The organism is Roseateles sp. P1_C6, assembly GCF_056406315.1.
Map to the genome: position 1 here is coordinate 24,446 of NZ_JBFUAK010000007.1, position 23,240 is coordinate 47,685.

General features: G+C 70.7%; 20 protein-coding genes. 9 read left to right on the plus strand and 11 right to left on the minus strand.

All coding sequences use genetic code 11. From position 1 onward, the window contains the following. Positions 1 to 31: 31 nt before the first annotated feature. From AC1D29_RS16100 to AC1D29_RS16135, 8 genes are all read left to right on the plus strand, one after another. Positions 32 to 697 carry a PEP-CTERM sorting domain-containing protein gene (locus AC1D29_RS16100; RefSeq protein WP_477899132.1) on the plus strand — a complete coding sequence of 222 codons (666 nt, stop codon included), beginning with the start codon at positions 32 to 34 and terminating at the stop codon, positions 695 to 697. 65 nt (positions 698 to 762) lie between these two features. Then, entirely contained in the window at positions 763 to 2,106 is a 1,344-nt protein-coding gene (locus tag AC1D29_RS16105; RefSeq protein WP_477899134.1) for a TolC family protein, read from the plus strand. Further along, entirely contained in the window at positions 2,103 to 3,815 is a 1,713-nt protein-coding gene (locus tag AC1D29_RS16110) for a hypothetical protein (protein WP_477899136.1), read from the plus strand. The genes AC1D29_RS16105 and AC1D29_RS16110 overlap by 4 nt, the downstream gene beginning before the upstream one ends. 11 nt (positions 3,816 to 3,826) lie before the next feature. Further along, the gene (locus AC1D29_RS16115; RefSeq protein ID WP_477899138.1) at positions 3,827 to 4,327 is read left to right on the plus strand and encodes a hypothetical protein; all 501 of its coding nucleotides are present in this window, start codon (positions 3,827 to 3,829) and stop codon (positions 4,325 to 4,327) included. After that, entirely contained in the window at positions 4,327 to 6,480 is a 2,154-nt protein-coding gene (locus AC1D29_RS16120; RefSeq protein WP_477899140.1) for a hypothetical protein, read from the plus strand. The genes AC1D29_RS16115 and AC1D29_RS16120 overlap by 1 nt, the downstream gene beginning before the upstream one ends. Further along, the gene (locus AC1D29_RS16125; RefSeq protein WP_477899142.1) at positions 6,473 to 8,473 is read left to right on the plus strand and encodes a preprotein translocase subunit SecA; all 2,001 of its coding nucleotides are present in this window, start codon (positions 6,473 to 6,475) and stop codon (positions 8,471 to 8,473) included. Before AC1D29_RS16120 ends, AC1D29_RS16125 begins: the two co-directional genes overlap by 8 nt. Further along, entirely contained in the window at positions 8,470 to 9,258 is a 789-nt protein-coding gene (locus AC1D29_RS16130) for an efflux RND transporter periplasmic adaptor subunit (RefSeq protein WP_477899144.1), read from the plus strand. The genes AC1D29_RS16125 and AC1D29_RS16130 overlap by 4 nt, the downstream gene beginning before the upstream one ends. 5 nt (positions 9,259 to 9,263) lie before the next feature. Beyond that, positions 9,264 to 9,773, plus strand: coding sequence for a hypothetical protein (locus tag AC1D29_RS16135; protein WP_477899146.1), 510 nt, complete (start codon positions 9,264 to 9,266; stop codon positions 9,771 to 9,773). Here AC1D29_RS16135 and AC1D29_RS16140 read toward each other — a convergent pair. From AC1D29_RS16140 to AC1D29_RS16170, 7 genes are read right to left on the minus strand one after another with little or no spacing between them, the layout of a single operon-like run. Continuing rightward, positions 9,739 to 11,208, minus strand: a complete 1,470-nt coding sequence (locus AC1D29_RS16140; protein ID WP_477899148.1) for a radical SAM protein — start codon at positions 11,206 to 11,208, stop codon at positions 9,739 to 9,741. The genes AC1D29_RS16135 and AC1D29_RS16140 overlap by 35 nt on opposite strands. Further along, positions 11,205 to 11,945: a prolipoprotein diacylglyceryl transferase gene (locus tag AC1D29_RS16145; RefSeq protein WP_477899150.1), complete on the minus strand. Its 741-nt coding sequence runs from the start codon at positions 11,943 to 11,945 to the stop codon at positions 11,205 to 11,207. The genes AC1D29_RS16140 and AC1D29_RS16145 overlap by 4 nt, the downstream gene beginning before the upstream one ends. Continuing rightward, a complete protein-coding gene (locus AC1D29_RS16150; protein WP_477899152.1) occupies positions 11,942 to 12,196 on the minus strand; it encodes a hypothetical protein in 255 nt (84 codons plus the stop codon). Before AC1D29_RS16150 ends, AC1D29_RS16145 begins: the two co-directional genes overlap by 4 nt. Next, the gene (locus AC1D29_RS16155; protein WP_477899154.1) at positions 12,193 to 14,091 is read right to left on the minus strand and encodes an MFS transporter; all 1,899 of its coding nucleotides are present in this window, start codon (positions 14,089 to 14,091) and stop codon (positions 12,193 to 12,195) included. The genes AC1D29_RS16150 and AC1D29_RS16155 overlap by 4 nt, the downstream gene beginning before the upstream one ends. Continuing rightward, positions 14,088 to 14,870 carry a DUF2145 domain-containing protein gene (locus AC1D29_RS16160; protein WP_477899156.1) on the minus strand — a complete coding sequence of 261 codons (783 nt, stop codon included), beginning with the start codon at positions 14,868 to 14,870 and terminating at the stop codon, positions 14,088 to 14,090. Before AC1D29_RS16160 ends, AC1D29_RS16155 begins: the two co-directional genes overlap by 4 nt. Then, a complete protein-coding gene (locus tag AC1D29_RS16165) occupies positions 14,867 to 15,313 on the minus strand; it encodes a hypothetical protein (protein ID WP_477899158.1) in 447 nt (148 codons plus the stop codon). Before AC1D29_RS16165 ends, AC1D29_RS16160 begins: the two co-directional genes overlap by 4 nt. A gap of 17 nt (positions 15,314 to 15,330) precedes the next feature. Then, entirely contained in the window at positions 15,331 to 15,798 is a 468-nt protein-coding gene (locus AC1D29_RS16170; protein WP_477899160.1) for a YiaA/YiaB family inner membrane protein, read from the minus strand. Between the two features lie 159 nt (positions 15,799 to 15,957). Here AC1D29_RS16170 and AC1D29_RS16175 point away from each other — a divergent pair, with 159 nt between their 5' ends. Then, on the plus strand, positions 15,958 to 16,734 hold the full coding sequence (locus AC1D29_RS16175; RefSeq protein ID WP_477899162.1) for a helix-turn-helix domain-containing protein: 777 nt from the start codon (positions 15,958 to 15,960) through the stop codon (positions 16,732 to 16,734). Positions 16,735 to 16,752: 18 nt separating this feature from the next. Here AC1D29_RS16175 and AC1D29_RS16180 read toward each other — a convergent pair whose 3' ends face one another. The 4 genes from AC1D29_RS16180 to AC1D29_RS16195 form a co-directional block, all read right to left on the minus strand. Further along, complete coding sequence (locus AC1D29_RS16180) at positions 16,753 to 19,500, minus strand: immunoglobulin domain-containing protein (RefSeq protein ID WP_477899163.1); 2,748 nt, start codon at positions 19,498 to 19,500, stop codon at positions 16,753 to 16,755. Positions 19,501 to 19,637: 137 nt separating this feature from the next. Beyond that, positions 19,638 to 20,321 carry a CAAX prenyl protease-related protein gene (locus AC1D29_RS16185; RefSeq protein ID WP_477899165.1) on the minus strand — a complete coding sequence of 228 codons (684 nt, stop codon included), beginning with the start codon at positions 20,319 to 20,321 and terminating at the stop codon, positions 19,638 to 19,640. 56 nt (positions 20,322 to 20,377) lie between these two features. Further along, positions 20,378 to 21,949 (minus strand): alpha,alpha-trehalase TreF, encoded by a 1,572-nt coding sequence (gene treF / locus AC1D29_RS16190; RefSeq protein ID WP_477899167.1) that lies wholly within the window; start codon positions 21,947 to 21,949, stop codon positions 20,378 to 20,380. Then, complete coding sequence (locus tag AC1D29_RS16195; protein WP_477899169.1) at positions 21,946 to 23,199, minus strand: MFS transporter; 1,254 nt, start codon at positions 23,197 to 23,199, stop codon at positions 21,946 to 21,948. Before AC1D29_RS16195 ends, treF begins: the two co-directional genes overlap by 4 nt. Between the last annotated feature and the right edge of the window lie 41 nt (positions 23,200 to 23,240).

Genomic DNA, 23,240 nt, shown 5'->3' on the forward strand with positions numbered 1-23,240 from the left:
GGGATGGCCGGCTCGGGGCGTTTTCCCTAGCATGTCGGGGTTCGCGCTCCGGCGCCCTCCGACCCTGGACTCCTTCATGCCCTTTGCCTCCACCTCCCGCCGCTGGTTGTCCGCCGCCCTGCTGTCCTTGAGCACGCTGGCCGCCGGCGGTGCGCAGGCCGCCACCGTCGTCACGGCCTATGGCAACGACAACGGCTTCGGCGCTACCCCGCCTATAGGCATCGGCAGCCAATTCCTGTTCTCCGATCTGCCCGAGGCCGGCGCCAGCACCGAAACCGATGCCTGGATCTTTGAAGGTGGCTTCAGCGCCCTGCTGAACAGCAGTTGGTCGGGTCAGGTTCTCGCCGCTCAGTTGCAGATCATGAGCGGCGGCTGGGGCTTTGCCGGTTCTGCCGGCCTCTACCTCAACGGCACGTTCATTGGCGACATCACCAATGGCGACGTCGGCATCGGGCAGTTCAACACCGCCGCTCTGGATGTCTTCGACCTTGCTGCCGTGCTGGACTTGCTGACCGGCAGCGACCTGTTCGAAATCCGCCCGGCCGATGCTTTTGACGGTGGCGCGGTGGACTATCTCCAGCTGACGCTGCGCATCGCCGACGATGGTGGCAACACCGTCCCCGAACCCGGCAGCATCGCACTCGCCGGCGTCGCGCTCGCCGGCGCGCTGCTCACCCGCCGCCGTCGCCGCGACTGAGCAATCTCGCGCACACTCTCGCGCCGGCCATTTCGGCCGGCGCGTCCGTTTTTGGCTGTCTTCCCGTGATCCGACTCCTTCCGCTGCTTCTCGCCCTGCCGGCCGCTGCCCAGACGCTGCCCGAGCTGGCCTCCCGCGCGCTGGATGCTGACCCGGCCGTGCGTGCTTCCGGCGCGTCGCTGCGTGCGGCCGAGGAGCGGTTGTTCCAGGCCAGGGCCGCCTATGGCCCGACGGCCAATCTCACGGCCACGACCACCGATACGCGCTATCGCGAAGCGCCGTCCGGCGAGATGCGGCCGTTCAAGTCCGACCAGTACGTCGTGCAGGTCAGCCAGCCGTTGTGGCGCGGCGCGCTGTACCCGGCCATGCAGGCCGCGCGCAGCCAGCTGGAGCAAGCCGATAGCGCACTGACCCAGGCCCGGATGGAGGCCCAGCAGCGGCTGGCCGAAGCGGTGCTGGAGGTCTTCAAGGCGCGTGACGTGCTGGCCCATGCGACGGCGCTGCGCGAGGCGCAGGGCGAGCAGCTCGCCGCGGCGCGTCGCGGCTTCCAGGTCGGCCGCGCGGCGGCGCCCGAAGTGCGCGAGGCCGAGGCACGCGTGGACAACGCCGTGGCCCAGGTGCTTGCCGCCGAGGCGGAGCTGGACCTGCGCCAGCAGGTGCTGGCCGAGGTGGCCGCGGGCCCGACGCCGGCCCTGCTGGTGCGCGCTGTCGCGCCCGAGGCGCTGCCGCCGCTGCAGGCCAACAGCGTGCTGGACTGGCTGTCCCGCGCTGAGGCCGAGAGCCCATCGCTGCGCCAGGCCCGCCTGGCCGTGGAGGCCGCTGAGGCCGAGACCCGCAAGGCCTCGCTGGCGCATGCGCCGACGGTGGACATCAATTACAACTACACGCGCTCCAACGACACCGGCACGGTGACCAGCATCTTCCCGCGCCGCGGCAGCTCGTCGGCCGTTGGTGCGACGCTGACCATCCCGCTGTTCGCCAGCGGCGCGACGCAGTCCAAGGTGGCCGAGACGCTGGCGCTGCGCGACAAGGCGGCCGGCGAGCTGGACCTGGCGCGCCGCACGCTGGTCATCGGCGTGCGCCAGGCCTTTGTCTCGACGCTGTCGGCGCTGTCGCAGGCCAGGGCGCTGGGCACGGCCGAGCGATCGCAGGCACTGTCGGTGCGCGCCAACCAGCGCGGCTTCGAGGTCGGGATCAAGACCAACGCCGACGTGCTGGAAGCCCAGGGCAAGCTCTTCGAGGCGCGCCGTGACCTCTCGCGCGCGCGCCACGACGCCTGGGCGAGCTATTTCAGGTTGCGCGCACTGTCCGGCGCGCTCGGCGAGGCGGACTGGCAGGCGCTGGATGTGCAACTCGTCGAGCACCGACCCAGCGAGATGGGTCGCGCGCGCGACCGGAGCGGTTCATGAGCGACCACGAGGTCGTTCTGCCGCCGCCTTCGGCCACGCCGCAGGCGGCCGAGCTGGCGCCCGCGCTGGCGATGTGGCTGCAGCGGCTGCATGCCGCCGGCCTGGCCTGCCAGGGCGTGGCGCTGTACTCGGCCGACGCGGCCTGGCGCGCGCCGTTCGAGCGTGAGGACGTCGCCGAGGCCTGGGCCGAGGCACGCGTGCGCGTCACGCGTGACAGCCCCGTCGCGCTGAGCCGCGTGGCCACGGGTGAGCTGCTGGTGGGCACGCACCTCGCGTTGCCCAGCGGCCAGCCGGGCATCGTCGGCGCGCTGCTTCAGCCTCCGCACAACGACCGCAGCCTGCAGCTGCTGCTGCTGTCGCTGGGCTGGCTGCAGCTGACGCTGTCCGCCGCCAGCCTCGCGCACAACCAGCGCGCGGCCGAGCTGCTGGAGTTGATGGGCCATGTGGCCTCGCAAAAGGAATCCCGTGCCGCGGCGCAGGACTGGGTCAACCGCACGGCTGCCTGGGCGCGGCGCGAGCTGCCGCCCGAAGCCGACCTGCGACTGGCGCTCTTTGAGGTGCGTCACGAGCGCGCGCATTGGTGGGTGGCGGCAGACGTGGCCCATGCCGAGACCGGTAGCCCGGCCGTTCAGGCGGCCACCGAGATCGCGCAGCGCGCCTTTGTCGAAGGCCGCGAGCTCAGCGAAGGTGGCGCGTGGGCGCTGCCGCTGCTGGACCAGGGCGAAGTCGCGGCTGTGCTCGTCGCACAAGGCGCCACGACGCCCGCCGCGCAACAGGTACTGCGCACCAGCGCCGCGCTGGCCGAGCCGCTGCTGCGCCATTGGCATGCCGCCGAACTGCCACTGCCCGTGCAGACCTGGCGCGCGCTGCGCCGCGTCGCGGCCAAGCTGCGCGGGCCGGGGCACTGGGCCTGGAAGGCCGGCACCGTGGCCGTGGTCCTCGTGCTGGCCGTGCTGCTGCTGGTGCCGGTGGACGACCGCGTCACGGCGCACACCGTCATCGAGGGTCGCACGCGCCAGCTCGTCACGGCGCCGTTCGAGGGCTTCATCGCCGAGGCGCTGGTGCGGCCGGGCGACCGCGTCCGCCAGGGCCAGGTCTTGCTAAAGCTGGACGATCGCGACCTGAAGCTGGAGCAGGCCAAGCTGCGCGGCGAGCGCGACCAGGCCGCCGGCAAGCTGCGGCAGGCCATGGCCGACCGCGAGGCCGCCAGCGTGGCGCTGGCCAGCGCCGAGTTGCAGGGCGCCGAGGGCCAGTTGGCGCTGGTGGAGGCCAAGCTGGCGCGCGCGCAGCTGGTGGCGCCCATCGACGGCCTCATCGTCAGCGGCGACTGGGTGCAGCAGCTGGGCGCACCGGCCGAGCTCGGCAAGGAGATGTTCGAGATCGCATCCGAGGGTTATCGCGTCGTGCTGCATGTGCCCGAGCGGGACATCGCCCGCGTGCGCAACGGCCAGCGTGGCGTGCTGCGCCTGGCGGGCCAGCCGCAGGACGGCCACGACTTCGAGCTGAGCCGCGTGACGGCCACGGCCAGCGTTCAGGACGGCACCAATGGCTTCCGCGCCGAGGCGGCGTGGGTCGGCGACGTGCCGCGCCTGAGCCCCGGCATGCAGGGCGTGGCCAAGGTGGTGGTCGGCACGTCCAACCTGCTGACGATCTGGACGCGCGAGTCCATCGATTGGCTGCGTCTGAAGCTCTGGCAGTACTGGATATGAAACGGCACTGGATGGCAGGCCTGCTCGGCGGCCTCACGCTGCAGGCTGTTGCGTCCCCGCAAGGCCCATCGTCCGCTCAGGTCTTCGACGAGTCGTATGAAAAGTGCAGCCCCGTCGAGACGCAATCGCTGCCTGCCATTTCTTTTGTGGCGCCGGGATATGCGCTCCTGCGTTCTTCGCCGAAGGCGAGGATCCGTCTGCCGCTGAAGCACGCGAAAGTCATCGTGCTGGAGCCGCCGAAGACCGGCGTGGTGACGGCCACCGGTGACATCGACCGCGACGCCGGCCCGGGGTTCCGGTACGAAGCGAATGACGGCACGCCCGATGGCACCGAGGATCGGATCGTGTTTCTGATCGAGCTCGGGGGGCAGCGGATCCGGGTCACCGAGCGGCTGGTGCTGGGGTTCAACACCGAGTCCATCGACTGCAAGGGCGAACCGTTCTACGCGCGCCGTGTGGATCGGCCGCCGACGCGCCGGCTTGCCGCGCCTGAACGACGGAGCGGCGCCTGATGCAAGCACTCCTCTCCGAACACTGGCACGCGCTTCGCCACCTGAGGCCCAGGCTCAGGGACGGCGTCGAGCCGCTGCACCGCCGTCTGCGTGGCCGCTCCTGGGTGCTGCTGTCCGACCCGGTCAGCCAGCGCTTCCATCGCATGACGCCGGAGGTCTGGCGCGTGCTGTCGCTGTGCGACGGCCGCCGCACGCTGGACCAGGTCTGGGACGCCGCCTGCGCCGCCGCCAGCGACGACGGTGCCAGCATCTCGCAGCATGAGCTGGTGCAGCTGGTGTCGTCGCTGCATTCCAACGACTTGCTGCAGACCCAGGTGTCGCCCGACGCCGGCGAGGTGTTCGAGCGTTTCGAGCGCCAGCGCAAGGCCAAGTTCAAGCAGAACTGGCTGAACCTGATGAGCCTGCGCCTGCCGCTGTTCCACCCCGACGCGTGGTTCGACAAGCAGGCGGGCCTGGCGCGCGCGCTGTTCAGCCTGCCCGTCGCGTTGCTGTGGCTGGCACTCGTCGCGCCCGCCGCGGTGCTGGGCGCGCAGCATTGGCATGAGCTGACCGAGAACCTGTCGGACCGCGTGCTGTCGGCCAGCAACCTGGTGCTGTTGTGGTTCGTCTACCCGGTCGTCAAGGCCATCCATGAATGGGCGCACGGCCTGGCCGTGAAGGCGCGGGGCGGCACGGTGCGCGAGATCGGCCTGCTGTTCATCATCTTCACGCCCGTGCCCTACGTGGACGCGACGTCGTCCTATGCCTTCCCGTCCAAATGGGCACGGGCCCAGGTCGCGGCGGCGGGCATCTTGGCCGAACTGGCGCTGGGCGCCGTCGCCGTCTACGTGTGGCTGGCGGCGGAACCCGGGCTGCTGACCGCGATTGCCTACAACGTCATCCTGATCGCCGGCGTGTCCACCATCCTCGTCAACGGCAACCCGCTGATGCGCTACGACGGCTACTTCATCGCCACCGACCTGCTGGAGCTGCCCAACCTTGCGCAGCGCGCGCAGAACTACTGGGTCTATTTGAGCGACCGCTTCCTGTTCGGCGCCAAGGACGCGGAGCCGCCCATGGCCTCGTCGCGCGGCGAGCGGCTGATCCTCGGTCTCTACGGCGCGATCGCGCCGGTCTATCGCTTGCTGATCACCGTCGGCCTGATCTGGTTCGTCGCCAGCGAGTACCTGCTGATCGGCGCCATCATGGCCGTCATGGCCGGTTGGCAGGCGCTGGTGATGCCTGTCTGGAAGGCCTGGAAGCATCTCAATGAAGGCGGCTCGCTGGCGCGCCGCCGCGAACCGGCCAAGCGACGCGCGCTGCTGTTGCTGGCCGGCGTGCTGGCCTTCCTGGGCCTGGTGCCGCTGCCGTTCTACTCGGTGCATCAGGGCGTCATCTGGCTGCCCGACGAGGCACTGGTGCGCGCCGAGGCGCCCGGCCAGATCAGCGCCGTGCAGGCGGCCTCGGGCAGCGCGGTCGCGCGTGGCGCGCCGCTGCTGAAGATCGACAACCTGCCGCTGCAGGCCGAGCTGACGCAGGCCGCCGCGGCGCTGGCGCAGACCGAGGCCAGCCTGCGCCGCGCCGAGGTGGCGGAGCCGCCCAAGGCCATTGCACTGCGCAGCGAGCTGGCCGCCCGGCAGTCGCGTTATGACGAGGCGCGCGCCCGCGTCGCCGCGCTGGACGTGATGGCCACCACCGCCGGGCGCTGGGTGCCTGACGCGCCGACCGAGCTGACCGGTCGCGCCGTCAAGCGCGGCGAGCTGCTGGGTTACCTCGTCGCCGGCCCGACGGACCGCGTGCGCGTGGCCGTCACGCAGGAGGATGCGGACATGGTCAAGCATCGCGTGCAGTCGGTGCAGGTGCGGCTGGTGCAGACGCCGCATGCGATGCTGGACGCGCACGTGCGCCGGGAGGTGCCGGGCGGCGGCTTCGAGCTGGTGTCGCCGGCGCTGGGCTCCACGGCCGGGGGCGAGATCGGCGTGGACCCGTCCAAGGAGGGCGGCAAGCACAGCCTGCGCCGCGTCTTCGACATCGAGCTGCAGCTGGACGGGCCTTCGCCCAGCGCGGTGTTTGGCGACAAGGTCTGGGTGCGCTTCGACCTGGGCCCGACGCCGCTGGCGGCGCAGTGGCTGCTGCGCTTGCGCCAGGCCTTCCTGGCCCGTCTCAATGTCTAGCGCCGCCATCGCCGCCGACCTGCGCTGGCTCAAGGCCCTGGCTGGCGCCGAGTTCCGCCGCGCCGACACGCTGCGCGACGAGCGCGGCGGCGAGGGCGACCAGAAGCTGGAGCGCTGGCTGCGCGACCTGCCGGGCTGGTTGCCGGTGCGCAGTGAATCCGCGGCGAGTGTCGACGCACTGAATGCCGCCATCGCGCCGTTGCGCGACGTCGGCGATGGCGACATCGTTCAACAGCTGCAGTCGGCGATGGCTGCCTTGCGCGCCAACGCCGGTGACGCAGCGGCCCTCGCACGGGCCCTCGGCAGCGTCGGCGAGGCCGCGCGCCGCTCGCTGGGCCTGTGGCCGCACCCGGTGCAGTTTGCCGGCGCACGCATCCTCATCACCGGGCGGCTGGCAGAGATGCGCACCGGCGAAGGCAAGACGCTGGTCGCCGCGCTGGCCGCCACCGTCATGGCCGCCAGCGGCGCGCGCGTGCATGTCGTCAGCACCAACGACTACCTGGCCGAGCGCGACTGCGAGGAGATGCGGCCGCTGTTCGAGTTCTTCGGCTTGACGGGCGGCTTCGTCAAGGGCGGCATGGAGCCCGACGAGCGCCGCGCGGCCTACCGGCACTCGGTCTGCTACGCCAGCGGCAAGGAGCTGGTATTCGACTACCTGAAGGACCGCCTCGCCGGCCACGGGCTGCTGCCGGGCCGCGTCGCTGGCCTGCGCGGCTTCGTGCGTGGCGACGCGCCCGAGCCGCTGATTCCGGCGCTGCACTTCGCCATCGTCGACGAGGCCGACAGCGTGCTCATCGACGAGGCGCGCACGCCGATGATCATTTCGCAGGAGTCCGAGGGCATCCACGAGCCCGCGCTGCTCACCTGGGCGATTCAAGCGGCGCGCGGTCTGCGCGAGGGCGAGCATTTCTCGCTGCGCCTGGCAAACCGCGAGATCGAGCTCAAGCCCGGCGCGCTGGAGGCCTGCCCGGCCCTGCCCGACGGCGTTCGCCCGGTCTGGCGCGCGCGGCCCTGGCGCGAGCAGCTGCTGCGCCAGGCGTTGACGGCGCTGCACTTCTACGAGCGCGACCAGCACTACATCCTGGCGCCCGGCGACAAAGAGGAAGAGGGCCTGAAGGTGCAGATCGTCGACGAGAGCACCGGCCGCGTGATGGCGGACCGCAGCTGGGAGCAAGGCCTGCACCAGCTCATCGAGGCCAAGGAAGGCGTGAAGCTGACCGCCGGCCGCGACACGCTGGCGCGCATGACCTTCCAGCGCTTCTTCCGGCGCTACTACCTGCTGGCCGGCCTGACCGGCACGGCCGCCGAGGCCGCGACCGAGCTGTGGGCCACCTACCGGCTGCGCGTGCGCCGGCTGCCGACGAACAAGCCCATCCAGCGGTGCGAGCTGTCGGCGGCCTGCCATGCAAACGCCGCCGTCAAGTGGCAGGCGGTGGCCGACGACGCCATCGCCGCCGCCGCGCGTGGCCAGGCCGTGCTGGTGGGCACGCGCAGCGTCGAGGCCAGCGAGGCGGTGGCGGCGGTGTTTGCGGAGCGCGGCGTCGAGGCCGTCGTGCTGAACGCGCGGCAGGACGCCGAGGAGGCCGCCATCGTGGCGCGCGCCGGCGCGGCGGGCCGCATCACGGTCGCCACCAACATGGCCGGCCGCGGCACCGACATCAAGCCCGATGCGACTGCACTCGCCGCGGGCGGGCTGCACGTCATCCTGACCGAGTACCACGAGTCCCCGCGCGTGGACCGCCAGCTGTTCGGCCGCAGCGGCCGCCAGGGCCAGCCGGGCACGGTGCGCGCGCTGGTGGCGGCGGACGACGCGATCTTCAAGACGCTGCCCGCCCCGCTGCGCGCCGCGCTGGCACGCGGCCGGTGCCTCAGGCTCGCCGTGCGCCTGGCCCAGCGCGACGCCGAACGCCGCGCCTGGCAGATGCGCAAACAGACCCTCCGCCAGGATCGCGAGTTACACCGCATCATTGGCATCGCCGGCACCACGACATGAAACCGACCCTCCTTCTCGCCCTGCTCAGCCTGCCCGTCGCCGCGCAGGACTACGACTGCATGATCGAACCCGCCCAGACGGTGGAGATCCGCAGCCCTGTCGTGGGCATCCTGGAGCGCGTGCATGCGCGCCGTGGCGAGGCCATCCGCCAGGGCCAGGTGCTGGTCAGCATCGAGAGCAGCGTGGAGGCCAGCGCGGCGGACTCGGCCAAGGCGCGCGCCGACGCCCAGGGCCAGGCGCAGCTGGCGAATGCCAAGGTCGGCGCGCTGCGCGAGAAGGCGCGCCGGCTGCAAGACCTGCTCAAGGAAGAATTTGTTTCCGCCCAGGCGGTTGAAGATGCGCAGGCCGAACTCAAGTTGGCTGAGGCCGAGTTGAAGACGGCCACGGAGAACAACCAGATTGCCCGCCTCGACCACCGCCAGGCCGTTGACCAGTTGCGCCGCCGCCAGATCCTGGCGCCGTTCAGTGGCGTCGTCGTCGACCAGTACCTCTACCCCGGCGCGCTGATGGACAGCAGCGACACCAAGAAGCCCGTGCTGAAGATCGCGCAGACCCATCCGCTGAAGGTGCAGGCGCTGCTGCCGGTCAAGGCCTTCACGCAGGTCAGGCCCGGGCAGATGGTCAGCGTGACCCCCGAGGCGCCGTTCGGCCACGCCATCCAGGCGCGGGTGCGCACGGTGGACCGGGTCGTCGATGCGGCGGCCGGGACGTTTGGCATCGTCGCCGAGATCGACAACGCGAAGGGCGAGTTGCCGGCGGGGCTGCGCTGCCGCGTCAAACTCTGAGCTTCATGCTCAAGCATCTTCTCGCCCCGCTGCGCTGGCTCTTCCGGGTCGTCTTCGCGCTGCTCATCCTCTTCGAGGAATGGGGCTGGGAGCCGCTGCGCCGTGTGTTCGCGCTGTTTGCGCGGCTGCCGGTCATCCGCCAGCTGGAGGCCCTACTGAAGCGGCTGCCGCCGCGCTGGGCCTTCGTCGCGCTGCTGCTGCCCAGCCTTCTGATCCTGCCGGTCAAGGTGCTGGCGCTGTGGCTGATGTCGATGGGCCGCGTGACGCTGGGCCTGGCGGTCATCGTCGCGGCCAAGCTGATCGGCACGGCGCTGCTGGCCTGGCTGTTCCAGCTCATCCAGCCCGCGCTGATGCAGCTGCCCTGGTTCGCGCGGCTGCATGCGCGCTGGACGGCGTGGAAGACGGAACTGCTCACGTGGGTGCGCGCAAGTGCCGCCTGGCGCTGGGCGCGCGCGGTCAAGCTGCGCGTGAAGCGGTTGTTCAGGCGCGGACGAGCGGCACCACCGCCGGCCTGACCCGCAGGCGCTGCTCGCGCTGCGCGTCTATCTCGGCGCGGATGGCCGCCAACTCGGCCTGGCGCTCGTCGCGGTAGAACAGGTTGTAGGCCTCGAACGGCACCATGCGGCCATCCGCCTGCGCGATGTGGATGCAGCTCTTCTTCAACGCGCGGATGTCCAGCGACTGCGCGTCCATGAACTGCACGATGAGCACGCGGAACACGTCGCGGTAGCTGAGCTGCGGCGCGTCAATCCTGGGCAGGCAGCACAGCAGCTCGGACAGGCAGTTGGACTGGCTCTCGGGCGAGTGGTTGGTGGAGAACAGCTTGAAGACCGAGGCCTTCAGCGCCGGGTCGCCCTCGAAGACGATGGTGCTGCGGTCGCCGGACAGCAGCGTGGCGGCGTCGAGATAGCGCGTCAGCGGCACCAGGCCCGTTTCCGAGTCTTGGCTGCGCAGCGCATAGGCCATCGCCAGCGTGTCGGGGTTGCAGGGCACGGGCAGCACGTCGGCCAGCGTGAACACGCCGCTCTGCTCGGCAATGCGGCGGCGCAGCTCGCTGACGGTCAGGCGGTGCTTCGCCGCGTCGTAAGCCTCCACGCGGCCGGCGTTCTGGATCGGTTGCAGCGTCACGCCGCGCACGCAGGCATGGCTTTGCGCATGGCGGATCACGTCGCCGATCTCGTCGTCGTTGACGCCGCGCTTGACGGTCATCACCAGCGTCGTCGAGATGCCCAGAGCGTCCAGCCGAGCCAGCGCTGCGTCGTGCGGGCCGCGCAGGTCGGCGCCGCGCAGGTTCATCAGCGCCTCGCGACGCAGTGAGTCGAACTGCAGGTAGACCTCCAGCCCCGGCGCATAACCTGCCAGCCGCTCGGCAAAGGCCGCGTCCTGGGCGATGCGCAGCCCGTTGGTGTTGACCATCAGGTGCTTGATGGGCCGGGCTTTGGCGGCATCCAGGATGTCGAAGAACCGCGGGTGCAGCGTCGGCTCGCCGCCGGAGATCTGCACGACGTCCGCCTCGCCCTCGCTGGCGACGACGGCGTCCAGCATCGCGATGACCTCGGCCATCGTGCGGTGTGACAGACGCTCCGGCCCCGAGCCGGCGTAGCAGGTGGGGCAGCGCAGGTTGCAGTGGTCGCTGATTTCGACGATGGACAGGCAGCTGTGCTGCATGTGGTCGGGGCACAGGCCGCAGTCATAGGGGCAGCCGTACTTCATCGGCGTCGCGAAGCGCTGCGGCATCTCGGGCGGCTTCACGAACACCTCGCGGCATTGCCGGTACCAGGCCGCGTCGTCGCTGACGAGCACGCGCTCCGTGCCGTGGGCCGGACACCATTTGTCCATGTAGACCATGTCGTCCTTGATGACGATCTTGGCCTCGCACGGGCGCAGGCAGGTCGTGCAGACCGATTGCGTCGTGTCGTAGAACAGGTAAGGGCGGTTCTTGCGGTTCATGGCGTGGCCAGCAGAGGTGGGCGCCAGGCGCGCGCCACGAGGGGCAGATAGACGGCCAGCGCGACGAGGCACGTCCACTGGATGCCCGACAGGCCCAGCGGATACGCGACCGGCACGGGCTTGAGGAACTCCACGGCGAGGCGCCACAGCAGGTAGCCGCTTAGGAACAGCTTGAACGCCAGGCCGGGTGTGGCGATGCGGGCGTGGTGCAGCGTGACGCCCAGCGCCAGCACGGCGGCGATCTCGTAGAGCTGCGTCGGGTGGCGCGCTGTGCCGTCGCCGAAGTCCACACCCCACGGCAGCGTCGTCGCCAAGCCGTAGGTGTCGTCATGCAGGCCGGCGAGGAAGCAGCCGATGCGGCCGATGGCCAGCCCGACGGCGATGGGCAAGACCATCGCGTCGCCGGTGCTGCGCGTCTGGCCGGTCAGCTTCTTCGCGATCTCGACGCCGATCAGCCCGCCCAGCAGGCCGCCGACGATGCTCTGGCCGGGCCAGGCCAGCGTGCCGGCCTGCCAGATCGCTGCCGCCACATCCGGCCGCTCGATGAGAAAGACCAGCTTGTTGCCGAGGGCCGCGCCGAGCAGCAGGCCCACCAGCACGCCGAAGTTGCCCGGCGCCAGCGCGCCGCTTGTGGATTGACGCCGCAGCGTGGCCCGCCACAGCGCAGCACCCAACGTCATGCCGGCATAGGCGAAGGCGCTGTGCGCCCAGGCGGCGGCGGTGGCGTCGGCGATCAAGCGTCGCGTTTGAACAGCTGGGCCGCCTTGCGCCCGCACCACCAGGCCAGCCCGCCACCGATCAGCAGGCTGGGCACCGAGATGACCAGCATCGCGCCGGAGTAGTTCTCGTGGCTGGACGAGAACATCTCCGGCAGCGCGACGGCCGTGAAGACGCCGCCACACAGGCCGGCCATGCCGAAACCCAGTGTCGCGATGGACAGCACGCCGATGACGAAGGCGCGCCCGACGGAAGACCCGGTGTCGCTCATGATGCCGCTCCTGCCAGAAGTCCCTGCACTTGCGTTCGCAGATGCTCGGGTGACACGGTGGCCGGCGCCGCCGCCTCGCCGACGTGCAAGGACACCCGGCTCCAGAGCCCGCGCCGCATCGGCTTGACCATCGCCTGGCCGCCCTCCACGCGCGAGAAATAGCTGCCCCACAGGTTGCCCAGCGCCATCGGGATGACGGGCACGTCGGGCATGCCTTCGATGAGCTTCATGACGCCGCCCTTGAACGGTTGCAGCGTGCCGTCGCGCGTGATGCCGCCCTCCGGGAAGATGCAGACCATCTCGCCATCGGCCAGCACGGCGCGTGCGGCGGTGAAGGCGGCCTCGTACGTGGCCGGGTCGCTCTTGGCCGGCGCGATGGGGATGGCCTTGGCCAGCTTGAACATCCAGCCCAGCACCGGCGTGCGGAAGATCTGCGCGTCCATCAGGAAGCGGATGGGGCGCGGGCTGGCGGCCATCAAGAGCACGGCGTCGACGAAGGACACGTGGTTGCAGACCAGCACGGCCGGGCCGGTGGTGGGGATGCGCTCGTCGTGGACGATGCGAAAGCGGTAGACCAGGCGTGTCAGCACGAAGGCGACGAAGCGCAGCAGGTACTCCGGCACGATGAGGAAGATGTAGAAGGCCACCACCGCGTTGGCAATGCCCACGGCCAGGAAGATCTGCGGGATGGTCAGGCCCGCGCTCAGCATGGCGCCGGCGATGACGGAGCTGGCGATCATGAACACCGCGTTCAGGATGTTGTTGGCCGCGATGATGCGGGCCCGGTGCGTGGGCTGGGCGCGCAGCTGGATCAGCGCATACATCGGCACGCTGTACAGGCCGGCGAACAGCGCCAGCAGTGTCAGGTCGGCCAGCACGCGCCAGTGGGCGGTCACGCTGAGGAAGGCGCTCACCGTGTAGGGCTCGCTGACCGGCAGCCCGGTCGCGGCGAAGTAGAGGTCGATGGCGAACACGCTCATGCCGATGGCGCCCAGCGGCACCAGGCCGATCTCGACATGGCGCTTGGACAGCATCTCGCACATCAGCGAGCCGATGCCGATGCCGATGGAGAACACCGCCAGCAAGAGCGACGCGACCTGCGGGCTGCCGTGCAGCACCTCTTTCGCAAACGCCGGGAAGTTGCTCAGGAACACGGCGCCGAAGAACCACATCCACGAGATGCCCAGCAGCGAGCGGAACACGGCCAGGCCTTCGTGCGCCAGCTTGAGGTTGCGCCAGGTCTCGGTGAAGGGGTTCCAGTTGATGACCAGCGTGGGGTCGGTCGACGGGCTCGCCGGAATCGCCTGTGCGGTCGCGCGGCCGGCGATGGCCAGCGCCATGCAGGCCCAGGCGACATGCTGCGGCCCGACGACGGGCGTGTCGACCAGGATGCCGCCGGCCAGCTGGCCCAGCAGGATGGCGACGAAGGTGCCCATCTCCACCATGCCGTTGCCGCCGGTCAGCTCGCGCTCGCTCAACTGCTGAGGCATGTAGGCGTACTTGACCGGGCCGAACAACGTCGAATGCAGGCCCATCAGGAACACGCAGCCCAGCAGCGCCGGCACGTTCGCCGCGTAGAAGCCCCAGCCTGCGATGGCCATGATGGCGATCTCCAGGCTCTTGACCAGCTGCATCAGCCGCGCCTTGTCGTGCTTGTCGGCGAGCTGGCCGCTGGTGGCCGAGAACAGCACGTAGGGCAGGATGAACAGCGCGCCGATGACCAGGCCCGCGTGGCTGGGCGGCAGCCAGTCCAGCTGCAGCTGGTAGGTGATCATCAGCGTGAACGCGAACTTGAAGACGTTGTCGTTCGCGGCGCCGAGGAACTGCGTCCAGAAGAAGGGCGCGAAGCGGCGCTGGCCCAGCAGCGCGAACTGATTCGGGTGGTCTTGGCTCATTGCTGGACGAGTTGGGGTGACTGGGACAGGCCGGCGCGCGGCAGCCAGGCAAACATCGAGTCCACGGTGACCGTGTCGATGTGGCTGCTGAAGCGGCGCGCGCTCGGATGATCGTCGAAGGCGATGTTGGCTTGCGTCATGCGGCCGCCCAGGCGGGTCATCGTGGACAGGTGCAGGTCGGTGGGCTGGTAGCCCTGGGCCTGCAGCCAGTCCTGGGCCGCGCGGCGGCTGACGACGCCGGGCGCGGCGGCGCCGGCCAGCGTCTCCAGCACCCACTGGTTGCTCTGCTGGTACTTGGTGCCGAAGGCATAGGCCACCATGCTGTAGCGGCGCTCGTTGAAGCGCGCGACGCGGGCGTTGTCGGTGAGGATGGGCAGCAGCGCCTGCTGCAGCTCGGGCTTCAGCACGACGAAGGCGGCGTCGTAGCGGTGGGGGCGGTCCAGGAAGAACTCGCCCAGGCCTTGCCGGTACAGCGCGGCGTGGTCGGTGCCGCAGTGGTTCAGCTTGTGCATGACGCGCCAGACCGTGGGTTGCTGCGTCGTGTCCTTGTAGACGAAGCCCAGGTGCGACCACTGCAGGCCGTACTTGGAGAGGTCCTGCCCCGCACGGGCCAGCACGACGACCTGCGCGCCGCTGGCGTCGAGCTGCCGGGCCGTGGCCTGGGCGAGCTGGAGGCCTTGCTCGATCTGCCGCACCGTGGGTTGCTTCTCCTCGCAGGTGCGGCCCGCATGGGCCGCCGTGGCGAGCGTGAGCGCCGCAAGGGCCAGTGGCCGCCTCAACGGCTCACCTGTTCGTTGTAGAGCAGCGCCTTGCCGATCTCGTTGGGGATGAAGGCGATGACCTCGCCGGCGACGGACAGGAGGGTGCCGGCGCCGATGACGGACACCGTGACGGCCGCGCCGGTCGACACGACGACGCCCTCGGCCAGCTTGCCCGAGGCCTTGATGCTGATGCGGGCGCCGTCCGAGGCGCGCTCCAGCACCCAGACCGTCACGCCGCCGACCACCTCGACGCTGACGACCACCAGCGTGACGCCGGCCGACAGGATGCCCACCGGCAGCGCGCTGAGCGCGACGCCGGTGGCGCTGACCGCACCGACCGACAGCACGACGGGGGCGAGCGACAAGGCCGCGCTGGCCTCCGACGGGCTGGTGTGGGCCTGGGCCGGCAGGCTCAGCGCGAGGGACAGGGACAGGCTGGTGAGGACAAGCAGGCGTTTCATCGTGGGTTCCCCGGGGGTTACTGCGTTTCGGCTTGCGGCTGCATCGCGGCCTCGCGGCGGCCCTGCAGGCGGGCTTCCATCAGGTCGGCCTCGTGCGCGTCGCGCAGCATCTTGGCCAGCGTGAAGACGTTTGAAATGAGGTACAGCCAGCACACGCCGAGGTAGGCCTTCCAGACGGGCTGTATCTCCATGCGCCACAGGCCCCAGCCGGTCAGGCCCATGGCCAGTGCGAAGCCGGCCCACACGACCACGCGCCACATCGGCGTGTCGACCGGGCGGGCCTGGTTGTCGCGGATGAACTTGGCCAGCGCGAACGCGGTGGACAGGCAGAACACATAGCCCATGACCATGAAGGCGCGGTCCAGGTCCTGCCCCGGCAGCCAGGCCAGGCCCGAGGCGCACAGCAGCACGCTGATGGCAAACGAGATCCAGACCTGCAGGCGCCAGGCGCTGGTGTCGCGACGGACGGTGGGGAAGTGGGACATGGTGTCGTTGTGTGAGCGAATGTTGCGATGGCCGCGATCTTGCGTGAAGCCGGCGGAGTCGGCCTCGGGAATAGTTCCGAGGCGCATGGCGAGCGCCGGGCGGTAGCACGGCATGACACCGCCGCGCTCCCGGGCCTGTCTTGCGCTACCGTCTCGCCCATGTCGAGCACGCAATCGCTGGTGGCCTTGATCAAGGCCGAGCTGAAATCTCAGGGGCTGAGCTATGCCGAGCTGGCCCGGGAGCTGGACCTGTCGGAGTCCAGCGTGAAGCGCATGCTGGCGCCCGGCGGGGAGATGCCGCTGTCGCGCGTGGACGAGGTCTGCCGCGTGCTGAAGCTGGACTTCGCCGAGCTGGCCGCGCGCCTGGCGGCGCAGGCGCCCGAGCTGCGCGAGCTGAGCCTGGCGCAGGAGCAGGCCGTCGTCGCGTCGCCCGTGCTGCTGCTGGTCGCCATCTGCTGCCTCAGCCACTGGGCGCTGGAGGACGTGCTGTCGCGCTACCGCATCGGCGAGGCCGAGGCGGTGGCGGCGCTGGCCCAGCTGGACCGGCTGGGCGTCATCGAGCTGCGGCCGCACAACCGCTACAAGCTGCTGGTGGCCAAGACGCTGCGCTGGCGCGCGCAGGGGCCGGTGATGACCTTCTTCCGCGAGCGCGTGATGGCGGACTTCTTCGCTGGCGGCTTCGACGGCGAGGGCGAGCTGCTGACGCTGGTGCACGGCGAGTTCGGCGCCGGCCATGCGCGCGAGCTGGCCGAGCGGCTGCAGCGCGCGGCCGACGACTTCGCGCGCCAGCACCTGCTGGACCAGAAGCTGCCGTCCGCCGACAAGCGACCCTACAGCGTCGTCATCGGCCTGCGGTCGTGGGTGTTCGAGGCGTTTCGCGACCTCGAACGCCCGGGGTTGGGCCTGGCGCGCACGCACAACGGCCGGTCGCGCTGACCCGGCCGTCGCGCCGGATCAGCGGCCAGCGCGCCGCGGCGGCGACGCGTTCGCCAACGCCGAGCGCCGCCCGCCTGCCGAGAACGGCTGCACCGTGCCGTTGACCTCGATCTGCAGCGTGCCGTTCAGGAAGTACAGCCGGCCCACGGTGGCGCCGTTGCTGAAGAGCCGGATCTCGCCGCTGCCGCTGGTGGGGCTGCCATCGACGGTGCTGAAGCCCAGCACCAGGCTGCCACTCGTCACATAGGGCGTGCCGGCCACGGTGAAGCTGAAGTCGGTGTAGCTGATGCGGCTCGTCAGCAGGCGATCGTCGCTGACGCGGGTGCCGCTGCCCACGGTCAGGCTGCCGCCCGACAGCGTGGCGCTCAAGCCCAGCAGGTTGTTGGTGATGCGGGTGCCGGCGGTCGGCGTGACGATGACCGTCTGCGTCAGCGTGCCGTTGTCCACGCTGCCGCCCAGCACGACGCTGGCGCCGCCGTCCACCGTGTCATCGCTGCTGCCGCCGATGTCGGCCATGCGCAGGTTGGCGAGCGTGACGGTGATGCTGCCGTTGATCGGGCTGTTGAGGCTGGTCAGGTTGTAGTTTGCGCTGGCGCTGCCGTTGTAGCGGGTGCCGTCGTCGATGCAGTCGGTGAAGCGCGTGGCCAGCACGCCGGTGGCGGGCAGCGTCTGGCCCACCACCACATTGGCGCCGTTCAGCGTCGCGCTGACGCTGCCGCTGCGGCACAGCGCGGCGCTGCTGATCACCACGCCTTGCTCGTCGCTGACTTCCATCGGCGCACCGACGGCCTCCAGCCACACGCCGGCAGTACCCAGCAGGCGCATCAGGTTGGCCTTGTCGGCGTCGCTGCCGCCCGTGTTGGTCGGCACCGTCAGCACGGCGCTGGCGCTCGTCACGCTGCCTTCGCTGTTGGTGATGCGCACGCTGTAGCTGGCGCCGTTGTCGGCGGTGGTCAGCGCGGGCGTGATGTAGACGGTCGACGTGGCGCCGGGGATGGCCGTGCCGTTCCTCAGCCACTGGTAGGTGGGCGTGGGGCTGCCACTGGCGAGCACGGTGAAGGTGGCCGTCAGCCCTGCGGCGCGGGAGACGTCGGTGGGCTGCACCGTGATGCTGGGCGCGGCCAGCACGACGGCGGTGACGCTCAGCGTGGCCTCGGCGCTGGTGACGCTGCCGTAGGCGTTGCGCACCACCAGGCGGTAGCGCGTGCCCTGGTCAGCCAGCACCAGCGCCGGGGTGGTGTACGCCGGCGCGGTGGCGCCGGCGATGTCCACGCCGTTGCGCTGCCATTGGTAGCTGAGCGGCCCGCTGCCCAGCGCGGTGGCCACGAAGGTGACGTTGCCGCCCACCAGTGCGCTGGCGCTGACCGGCTGCTCGTCGATGACCGGCACCGTGGCCGCACTGACGTGCAGCACGCCAGCCGCGCTGGTGACGCGGCCCAGGCCGTTGCTGACCACGCAGGTGTAGCGCGCGCCGTCGTCAGCCAGGCGGGCGGTGAGGTTCAGCGTGCTGAACGTCTCGCCGGCCAGGTCCACGCCGTTGCGCTGCCACTGGTAGCGCAGCTCGCCGCCGCGGGCGCTGACGTTGAAATAGACCTGCTGGCCCTCGACCGCGGTGCGGTCGGCAGGAGCGATGGCGATCGTGGGCACGGCGGGGGCGTCCAGCACCAGGCAGGTGGGCAGCGTGATGTCGGTGTCTGACGGGCCGACGACGAGCGGCGTGCTGGACAGGTTGGCGGACGTGGCCACCACCTCGGCCAGCGAGCTCTTGCGGATGGCGACGCGGAACTTGCCGGTGCTGGCGCTCAGGTCGTAGGCGCTGCCGGAGTAGTCGACACCGGTGGCCGTGACCAGCGCCATGCTGACCGGCTTGCCGGTGGCGTCGTTGACGCAGCCGTTCACGTAGATGGTGTCCATCTCCCGGTCGGCGTTCCACACGCTGAAGTGGCTGACGGTGCCTTCGTAGTAGCTGCCTTGCGCCGTGGTCTTCAGCGTGGCCTGGCCCTCCTGCACCCACTCGCCGGTGGCTTCGTTCAGGTGGAACAGCGGCACGGTGGCCGGCGCGGTGCCCGAACGCGTCGCCAGCGGGATGCGCACGGTGGCGGTGGCCCCGGCCTTCAGGTTGAGCTTGTTGCCCGCGGCGTCGCGCAGGTCCACGCTGAGCGCGCCGAAGCTCTCAATGGCGCGGCCGGTGGTGCTGACGTAGCGGCCCGGCATCGCGGCGGGGTCGCGCACCGGGTCGATGACGGTGAGGCGCGCACTGAGCGTGCCGGTGGCGGCGGTGGTGCCACCATCGACGACGAAGCCGTCGGCCGGCAGGTCCACGCTGGCCAGCGAGTTGGCGGCCCGCACCGTGCCGGGTGCGGCGGCGCTGAAGGTCTGGGCGCTGGCGGCGGCGGTCAGCCGTTGCGTGATGGCGGTCGTCTGGTTGGCCAGCACGGTCAGCGGCAGCACGGCGTCGAGATGGCCGTCGGCCTGGATGCGCAGCACCACGGCGGCAGATAAGGGCACCGCGCCCAGCGTGAAGCGGCCTTGGGCATCGCTGGTCGTGCTGGTGCCGCCGGCCGTGATGCGCGCGCCGGCCACAGGGTTGGCGCCGGTGGCGCCCAGCACCTGGCCGGTGATCTGGCCGGTGGCGACGATGGGCGGCGGCGTGGGCGTGTCGGCCGTGCCGCCACCTCCGCCGCATCCGCTCAAACTGGCGGTCAGGCTGGTGGCAAGGCAAAGGCTGGCGAAAGCGCCGAGCAGGCGCTGGAACGGGTGAAGCATGGCACTCCCTGCGTGATGGTCCCGGCGCTGTCTCGCACCTGACGGCCTCGGACTTCGAGGCGGGGCGCAGTGTAGGAAGCCGGAGCGGGGTATTTCAGGGTTCTCCCTAGAACCGCAGACCCTGCGATTCAAGGGGGTTACCAGAACTCCCAGCGCCCCGTCCAGATCACCCAGATGCCGAGCATCCCGTTCGTCACCGCGTGCGCGATGACGGCCGTCCACAGCTTGCCGCTGCGCTTGTATAGCCAGGCATAGGCCAGGCCGGCGACGACGGCGGCCAGCCACAGCGTGTGGGCCAGCGTGAAGACGAAGGTGGACAGCACGATGGCCTTGATGCCCACGCGCTGCGGGTCCACGCGCTCGAAGCCGGGGTGGTGCACCCAGCGCATCAGGAAGCTGCGCCAGAACAGCTCTTCCATGACGGGCACGACCAGCGCGGCGCCGGCCAGGCGCAGCGCGATCAGCGCCCAGATCGGCTGGCCGGCGGCGTCCAGCGGCACGAAGCTGGCCGTGGCCGTGCCCAGCTGCATCCAGGGTGCGTCCAGTTGCACCCAGATCGCGAACACGACCACGCCAACGACGACGGCCCAGCCGGTTTCGCGGGCGTCGGGCAGGTTTTGCCGCACGAGTTCGCCGTAGTCGCGCCAGTACCAGGCCAGCAGGCCCGCGACGATGAGGGTCTGGGCGCCGTAGATCCAGCGCGCATCCAGGCCCAGCTCGACGGGCAGGTAGCCGCGCAGCGCCAGCAAGGCCATGAAAACCACGAACGGGACGCAACGGGCGAGTGCGGCGGGGCTGAGCGAGGGCGTGTCGGCAGGCATCGAGCGTCAGCTTAGCCGCAGCCGATGACAGACCAAGACGCCGTCAGGCCTTCGGATCAGGGGGGCGCGGCTTGCAGCAGGCCGTCCTTGAACGCGACGAAGACGCCATTGGTCCAGCCGAAGCCGTCCTGGGTCTCGTACTCGCCGCCGCCGCCGGGCCGGTCCTCGGCGACGTCGTATTTCTCCAGCAGCCGACCGGTGGCCAGGTAGACGCGGTGCACGCTGGCGCACCAGCGCTCGGCGATGTCGCGGGCCAGGCGCGCGTGGCCGTAGCGGGCCAGGCCCAGCGCGGCCATCCACTGCAGCGGCGCCCAGCCGTTGGGGGCGTCCCATTGCTGGCCGGTGACCAGCGCCGTGGACAGCAGGCCGTTGGCGCCCAGCAGGTGGCGCTGCACCTGGGCCGCCATCGCGTCGGCCTGGGGCTGGGTGGCCAGGCCGAGGTACAGCGGCACCAGGGCGGCGGCGGTCAGCGGCCGCGGGTCGGCGGGGTCGCGCCAGTTCAGGTCGGCGAAGTGGTCCACGTCGGCGCGCCAGAGCCGGGTCTGCAGCAGCCGGCGCCGGTTCGTGACCCGCGCTTCGAAGGCCTGGGCCGTGGCCGTGTCGCCGCTGCGCGCGGCGCCCAGCGCGATGGCGTTCTCCAGGCCGCCCAGCAGCGCGTTTAGGTCCACCGGCGCCAATGCTGTCGTCTCGATGGTGGCGATGTCGGCCGGGTCGGCGCACCAGCGGCCGGAGAAGTCCCAGCCGCTCTCGGCGGCGGCGCGGATGTCGCGCCAGACGTCGGTGGGCGTGCGGCCGCCGGCTTCGGCCGTCAGCACGTCCTCGCGCCAGCTCTCCTCGCGCGGCGTGCAGCGGTCGTCCCAGTAGCGGTTCAGCAGCGCGCCATCGGCGGTGCGCAGCACGCGGCGGTGGGCCTGGCCAGGGGTCAGCGTGGCCTCGCCGTCCATCCAGAAAGCATGCTCGGCCGTCAGCGCCTGCAGGTGGGTGGCAAACCCGGCGGCCGGGTCGTCGACGTGCAGCAGCTCGACCATCTTGAAGAAGAACGGCGGTTGCGAGCGGCTCAGCATGTAGCTGCGGCTGCTGTTGGGAATGAAGCCGTGGGTGGCGATCAGGTGCGCGAAGTTGGCGAGCATGTGCTCGGCCAGGTCGCGCCGGCTGTCCGCCACCAGGCCCAACATCGTGAAGTAGCTGTCCCAGTAGTACAGCTCGCGGAAGCGCCCGCCCGGCACGACATAGGGCCGGGGCAGCGCCAGCAGGCTCTCGCCGTCGGCGGCGTCGCGATGCTCGCGCACCAGCAGCGGCCACAGGGCCTGGATGTGTTCACGGATGCCCAGCCGCGGGCCGACGGCGGTGTCATGCCCGGGCAGCACGAAGTGAGCGTGCACGAAGTCGTTCAGCGAGAAGCCGGGCAGGCGGCGCTCGGCCTCGAAGCGCGCACGGATCAGCGCCGGCGCGGTCTTGGGGCGCGCGTCGACAAAGCTCTTGCCGTCGCCGAACACCCGCGTCATCTGCACGGCGACGAACAGCTCGCCATAGAGCTCGTGCGGTGTGGCCGCCGTCTCTTGTGCGGCGGGTGCGACGGCGTGAACGGGCGCGGCGGCGACCAGGTCGCGCGGACGGGAGGGGGTCATGAGGAGAGAGCCCGGCGCAGCCGGGTGAGCGAGACGGCCAGCGCCGCGACGGGCACCAGCAGCAGGGCGAAGGCGGTGGCGCCGTCGAAGGCGACGAAGAGCCGGCCGGTGATGAAGCTGCCCAGCGTGCCGCCCAGCGCCGAGAAGACGACGATGAGGCCGGTCATGGCCGCGTGCTGGCGCTGCGGCAGCGCGCTGAGCATGGCCGAGTTGATGGCCGGGTAGATGGGCGCCAGCAGCAGGCCCGTCAGCGGCAGCAGGTAGGCCGCGGGCGGTGCGTTCAGCCAGCCGACGTCGCCGGTCAGCGGCGCGGCGCCGCGCGACAGCGGGAGCGCCACGAGGATGAGCGCCGCGATGCCGACCAGGCAGGCGATGACGACCGCGAACCAGCCCAGCCGGCCGATGACGGCCGCGCTGGTGAGCCGCCCCAGTGCGGTGGTGGCCGGCATGATGACCGCCAGGCCCACGCTCATCGCCGTGGGCAGGTGCAGCACCTCGTTGTTGAAGCTGGGCAACCAGGTCGACAGCCCTTGCTCGATCAGCACATACAGGAAGGCCGACAGCAGGAAGACGACGACCAGGCCCATCTTCAGCAGCGGCGCCATCGCGACGAGGTCTTCGCGCAGCGTCGTGCCGGGCGACTGGATGGGGCCTTCGTCCAGCGGGCTGACGAGCAGCAGCACGAAGGCCGCCGCGGCGATCGCCGCGAGCACCGGGTAGACCTGCAGCCAGCCGGTGCCTTCGGCGTGGGCGGCATTGCTGAACAGCAGGAAGCCGCCCAGCACGCCGACCATGAACAGGCCTTCCAGCAGGTTGGTGAAACGCGCATGGCCGGCGCGGTCATGGGTGACCAGGCCGATCATGGAATACGCCGACACCTTGACCAGCGCGAAGCCCGCGCCCAGCGTGGCGAACAGCAGCTTGATGGCCCAGAAGGCCGACAGCACCGGCATTGCGGCGCACGCCGCACCGACCGCGGCGACGGCCAGCAGCATGGACCGCTTCAGGCCCAGCCGCGGCAGCAGCGAGGCGACGAGGAAGGACGTCAGCGCGATCGGCAAGTCCTTCCACGCGTCCAGCAGCGCGGCCTCGGCGCGCGGCACGCCCAGCGTCTGCACGACCAGCAGGTTGACCGCACCGACGCTGTTCAGCAGCGCGCCGAACAGCATGTAGGTCAGGATGATGGCCAGCCTGATGCGCAGGCCGCCGCTCGACAGGGGCACCGCCGGCAAGGTGGAAGGTTGTGTCATGTCGAGGGCTGCGTTGAGTTCAGGCTGCGCCATCTTGGCGC

Coding starts and splice junctions, on each gene's coding strand:
- AC1D29_RS16100 (WP_477899132.1), top strand. CDS start 32: ATGTCGGGGTTCGCGCTCCGGCGCCCTCCGACCCTGGACTCCTTCATG.
- AC1D29_RS16110 (WP_477899136.1), top strand. CDS start 2,103: ATGAGCGACCACGAGGTCGTTCTGCCGCCGCCTTCGGCCACGCCGCAG.
- AC1D29_RS16115 (WP_477899138.1), top strand. CDS start 3,827: ATGGCAGGCCTGCTCGGCGGCCTCACGCTGCAGGCTGTTGCGTCCCCG.
- AC1D29_RS16120 (WP_477899140.1), top strand. CDS start 4,327: ATGCAAGCACTCCTCTCCGAACACTGGCACGCGCTTCGCCACCTGAGG.
- AC1D29_RS16125 (WP_477899142.1), top strand. CDS start 6,473: ATGTCTAGCGCCGCCATCGCCGCCGACCTGCGCTGGCTCAAGGCCCTG.
- AC1D29_RS16130 (WP_477899144.1), top strand. CDS start 8,470: ATGAAACCGACCCTCCTTCTCGCCCTGCTCAGCCTGCCCGTCGCCGCG.
- AC1D29_RS16135 (WP_477899146.1), top strand. CDS start 9,264: ATGCTCAAGCATCTTCTCGCCCCGCTGCGCTGGCTCTTCCGGGTCGTC.
- AC1D29_RS16140 (WP_477899148.1), bottom strand. CDS start 11,208: ATGAACCGCAAGAACCGCCCTTACCTGTTCTACGACACGACGCAATCG.
- AC1D29_RS16150 (WP_477899152.1), bottom strand. CDS start 12,196: ATGAGCGACACCGGGTCTTCCGTCGGGCGCGCCTTCGTCATCGGCGTG.
- AC1D29_RS16155 (WP_477899154.1), bottom strand. CDS start 14,091: ATGAGCCAAGACCACCCGAATCAGTTCGCGCTGCTGGGCCAGCGCCGC.
- AC1D29_RS16165 (WP_477899158.1), bottom strand. CDS start 15,313: ATGAAACGCCTGCTTGTCCTCACCAGCCTGTCCCTGTCCCTCGCGCTG.
- AC1D29_RS16170 (WP_477899160.1), bottom strand. CDS start 15,798: ATGTCCCACTTCCCCACCGTCCGTCGCGACACCAGCGCCTGGCGCCTG.
- AC1D29_RS16175 (WP_477899162.1), top strand. CDS start 15,958: ATGTCGAGCACGCAATCGCTGGTGGCCTTGATCAAGGCCGAGCTGAAA.
- AC1D29_RS16180 (WP_477899163.1), bottom strand. CDS start 19,500: ATGCTTCACCCGTTCCAGCGCCTGCTCGGCGCTTTCGCCAGCCTTTGC.
- AC1D29_RS16185 (WP_477899165.1), bottom strand. CDS start 20,321: ATGCCTGCCGACACGCCCTCGCTCAGCCCCGCCGCACTCGCCCGTTGC.
- treF (WP_477899167.1), bottom strand. CDS start 21,949: ATGACCCCCTCCCGTCCGCGCGACCTGGTCGCCGCCGCGCCCGTTCAC.
- AC1D29_RS16195 (WP_477899169.1), bottom strand. CDS start 23,199: ATGACACAACCTTCCACCTTGCCGGCGGTGCCCCTGTCGAGCGGCGGC.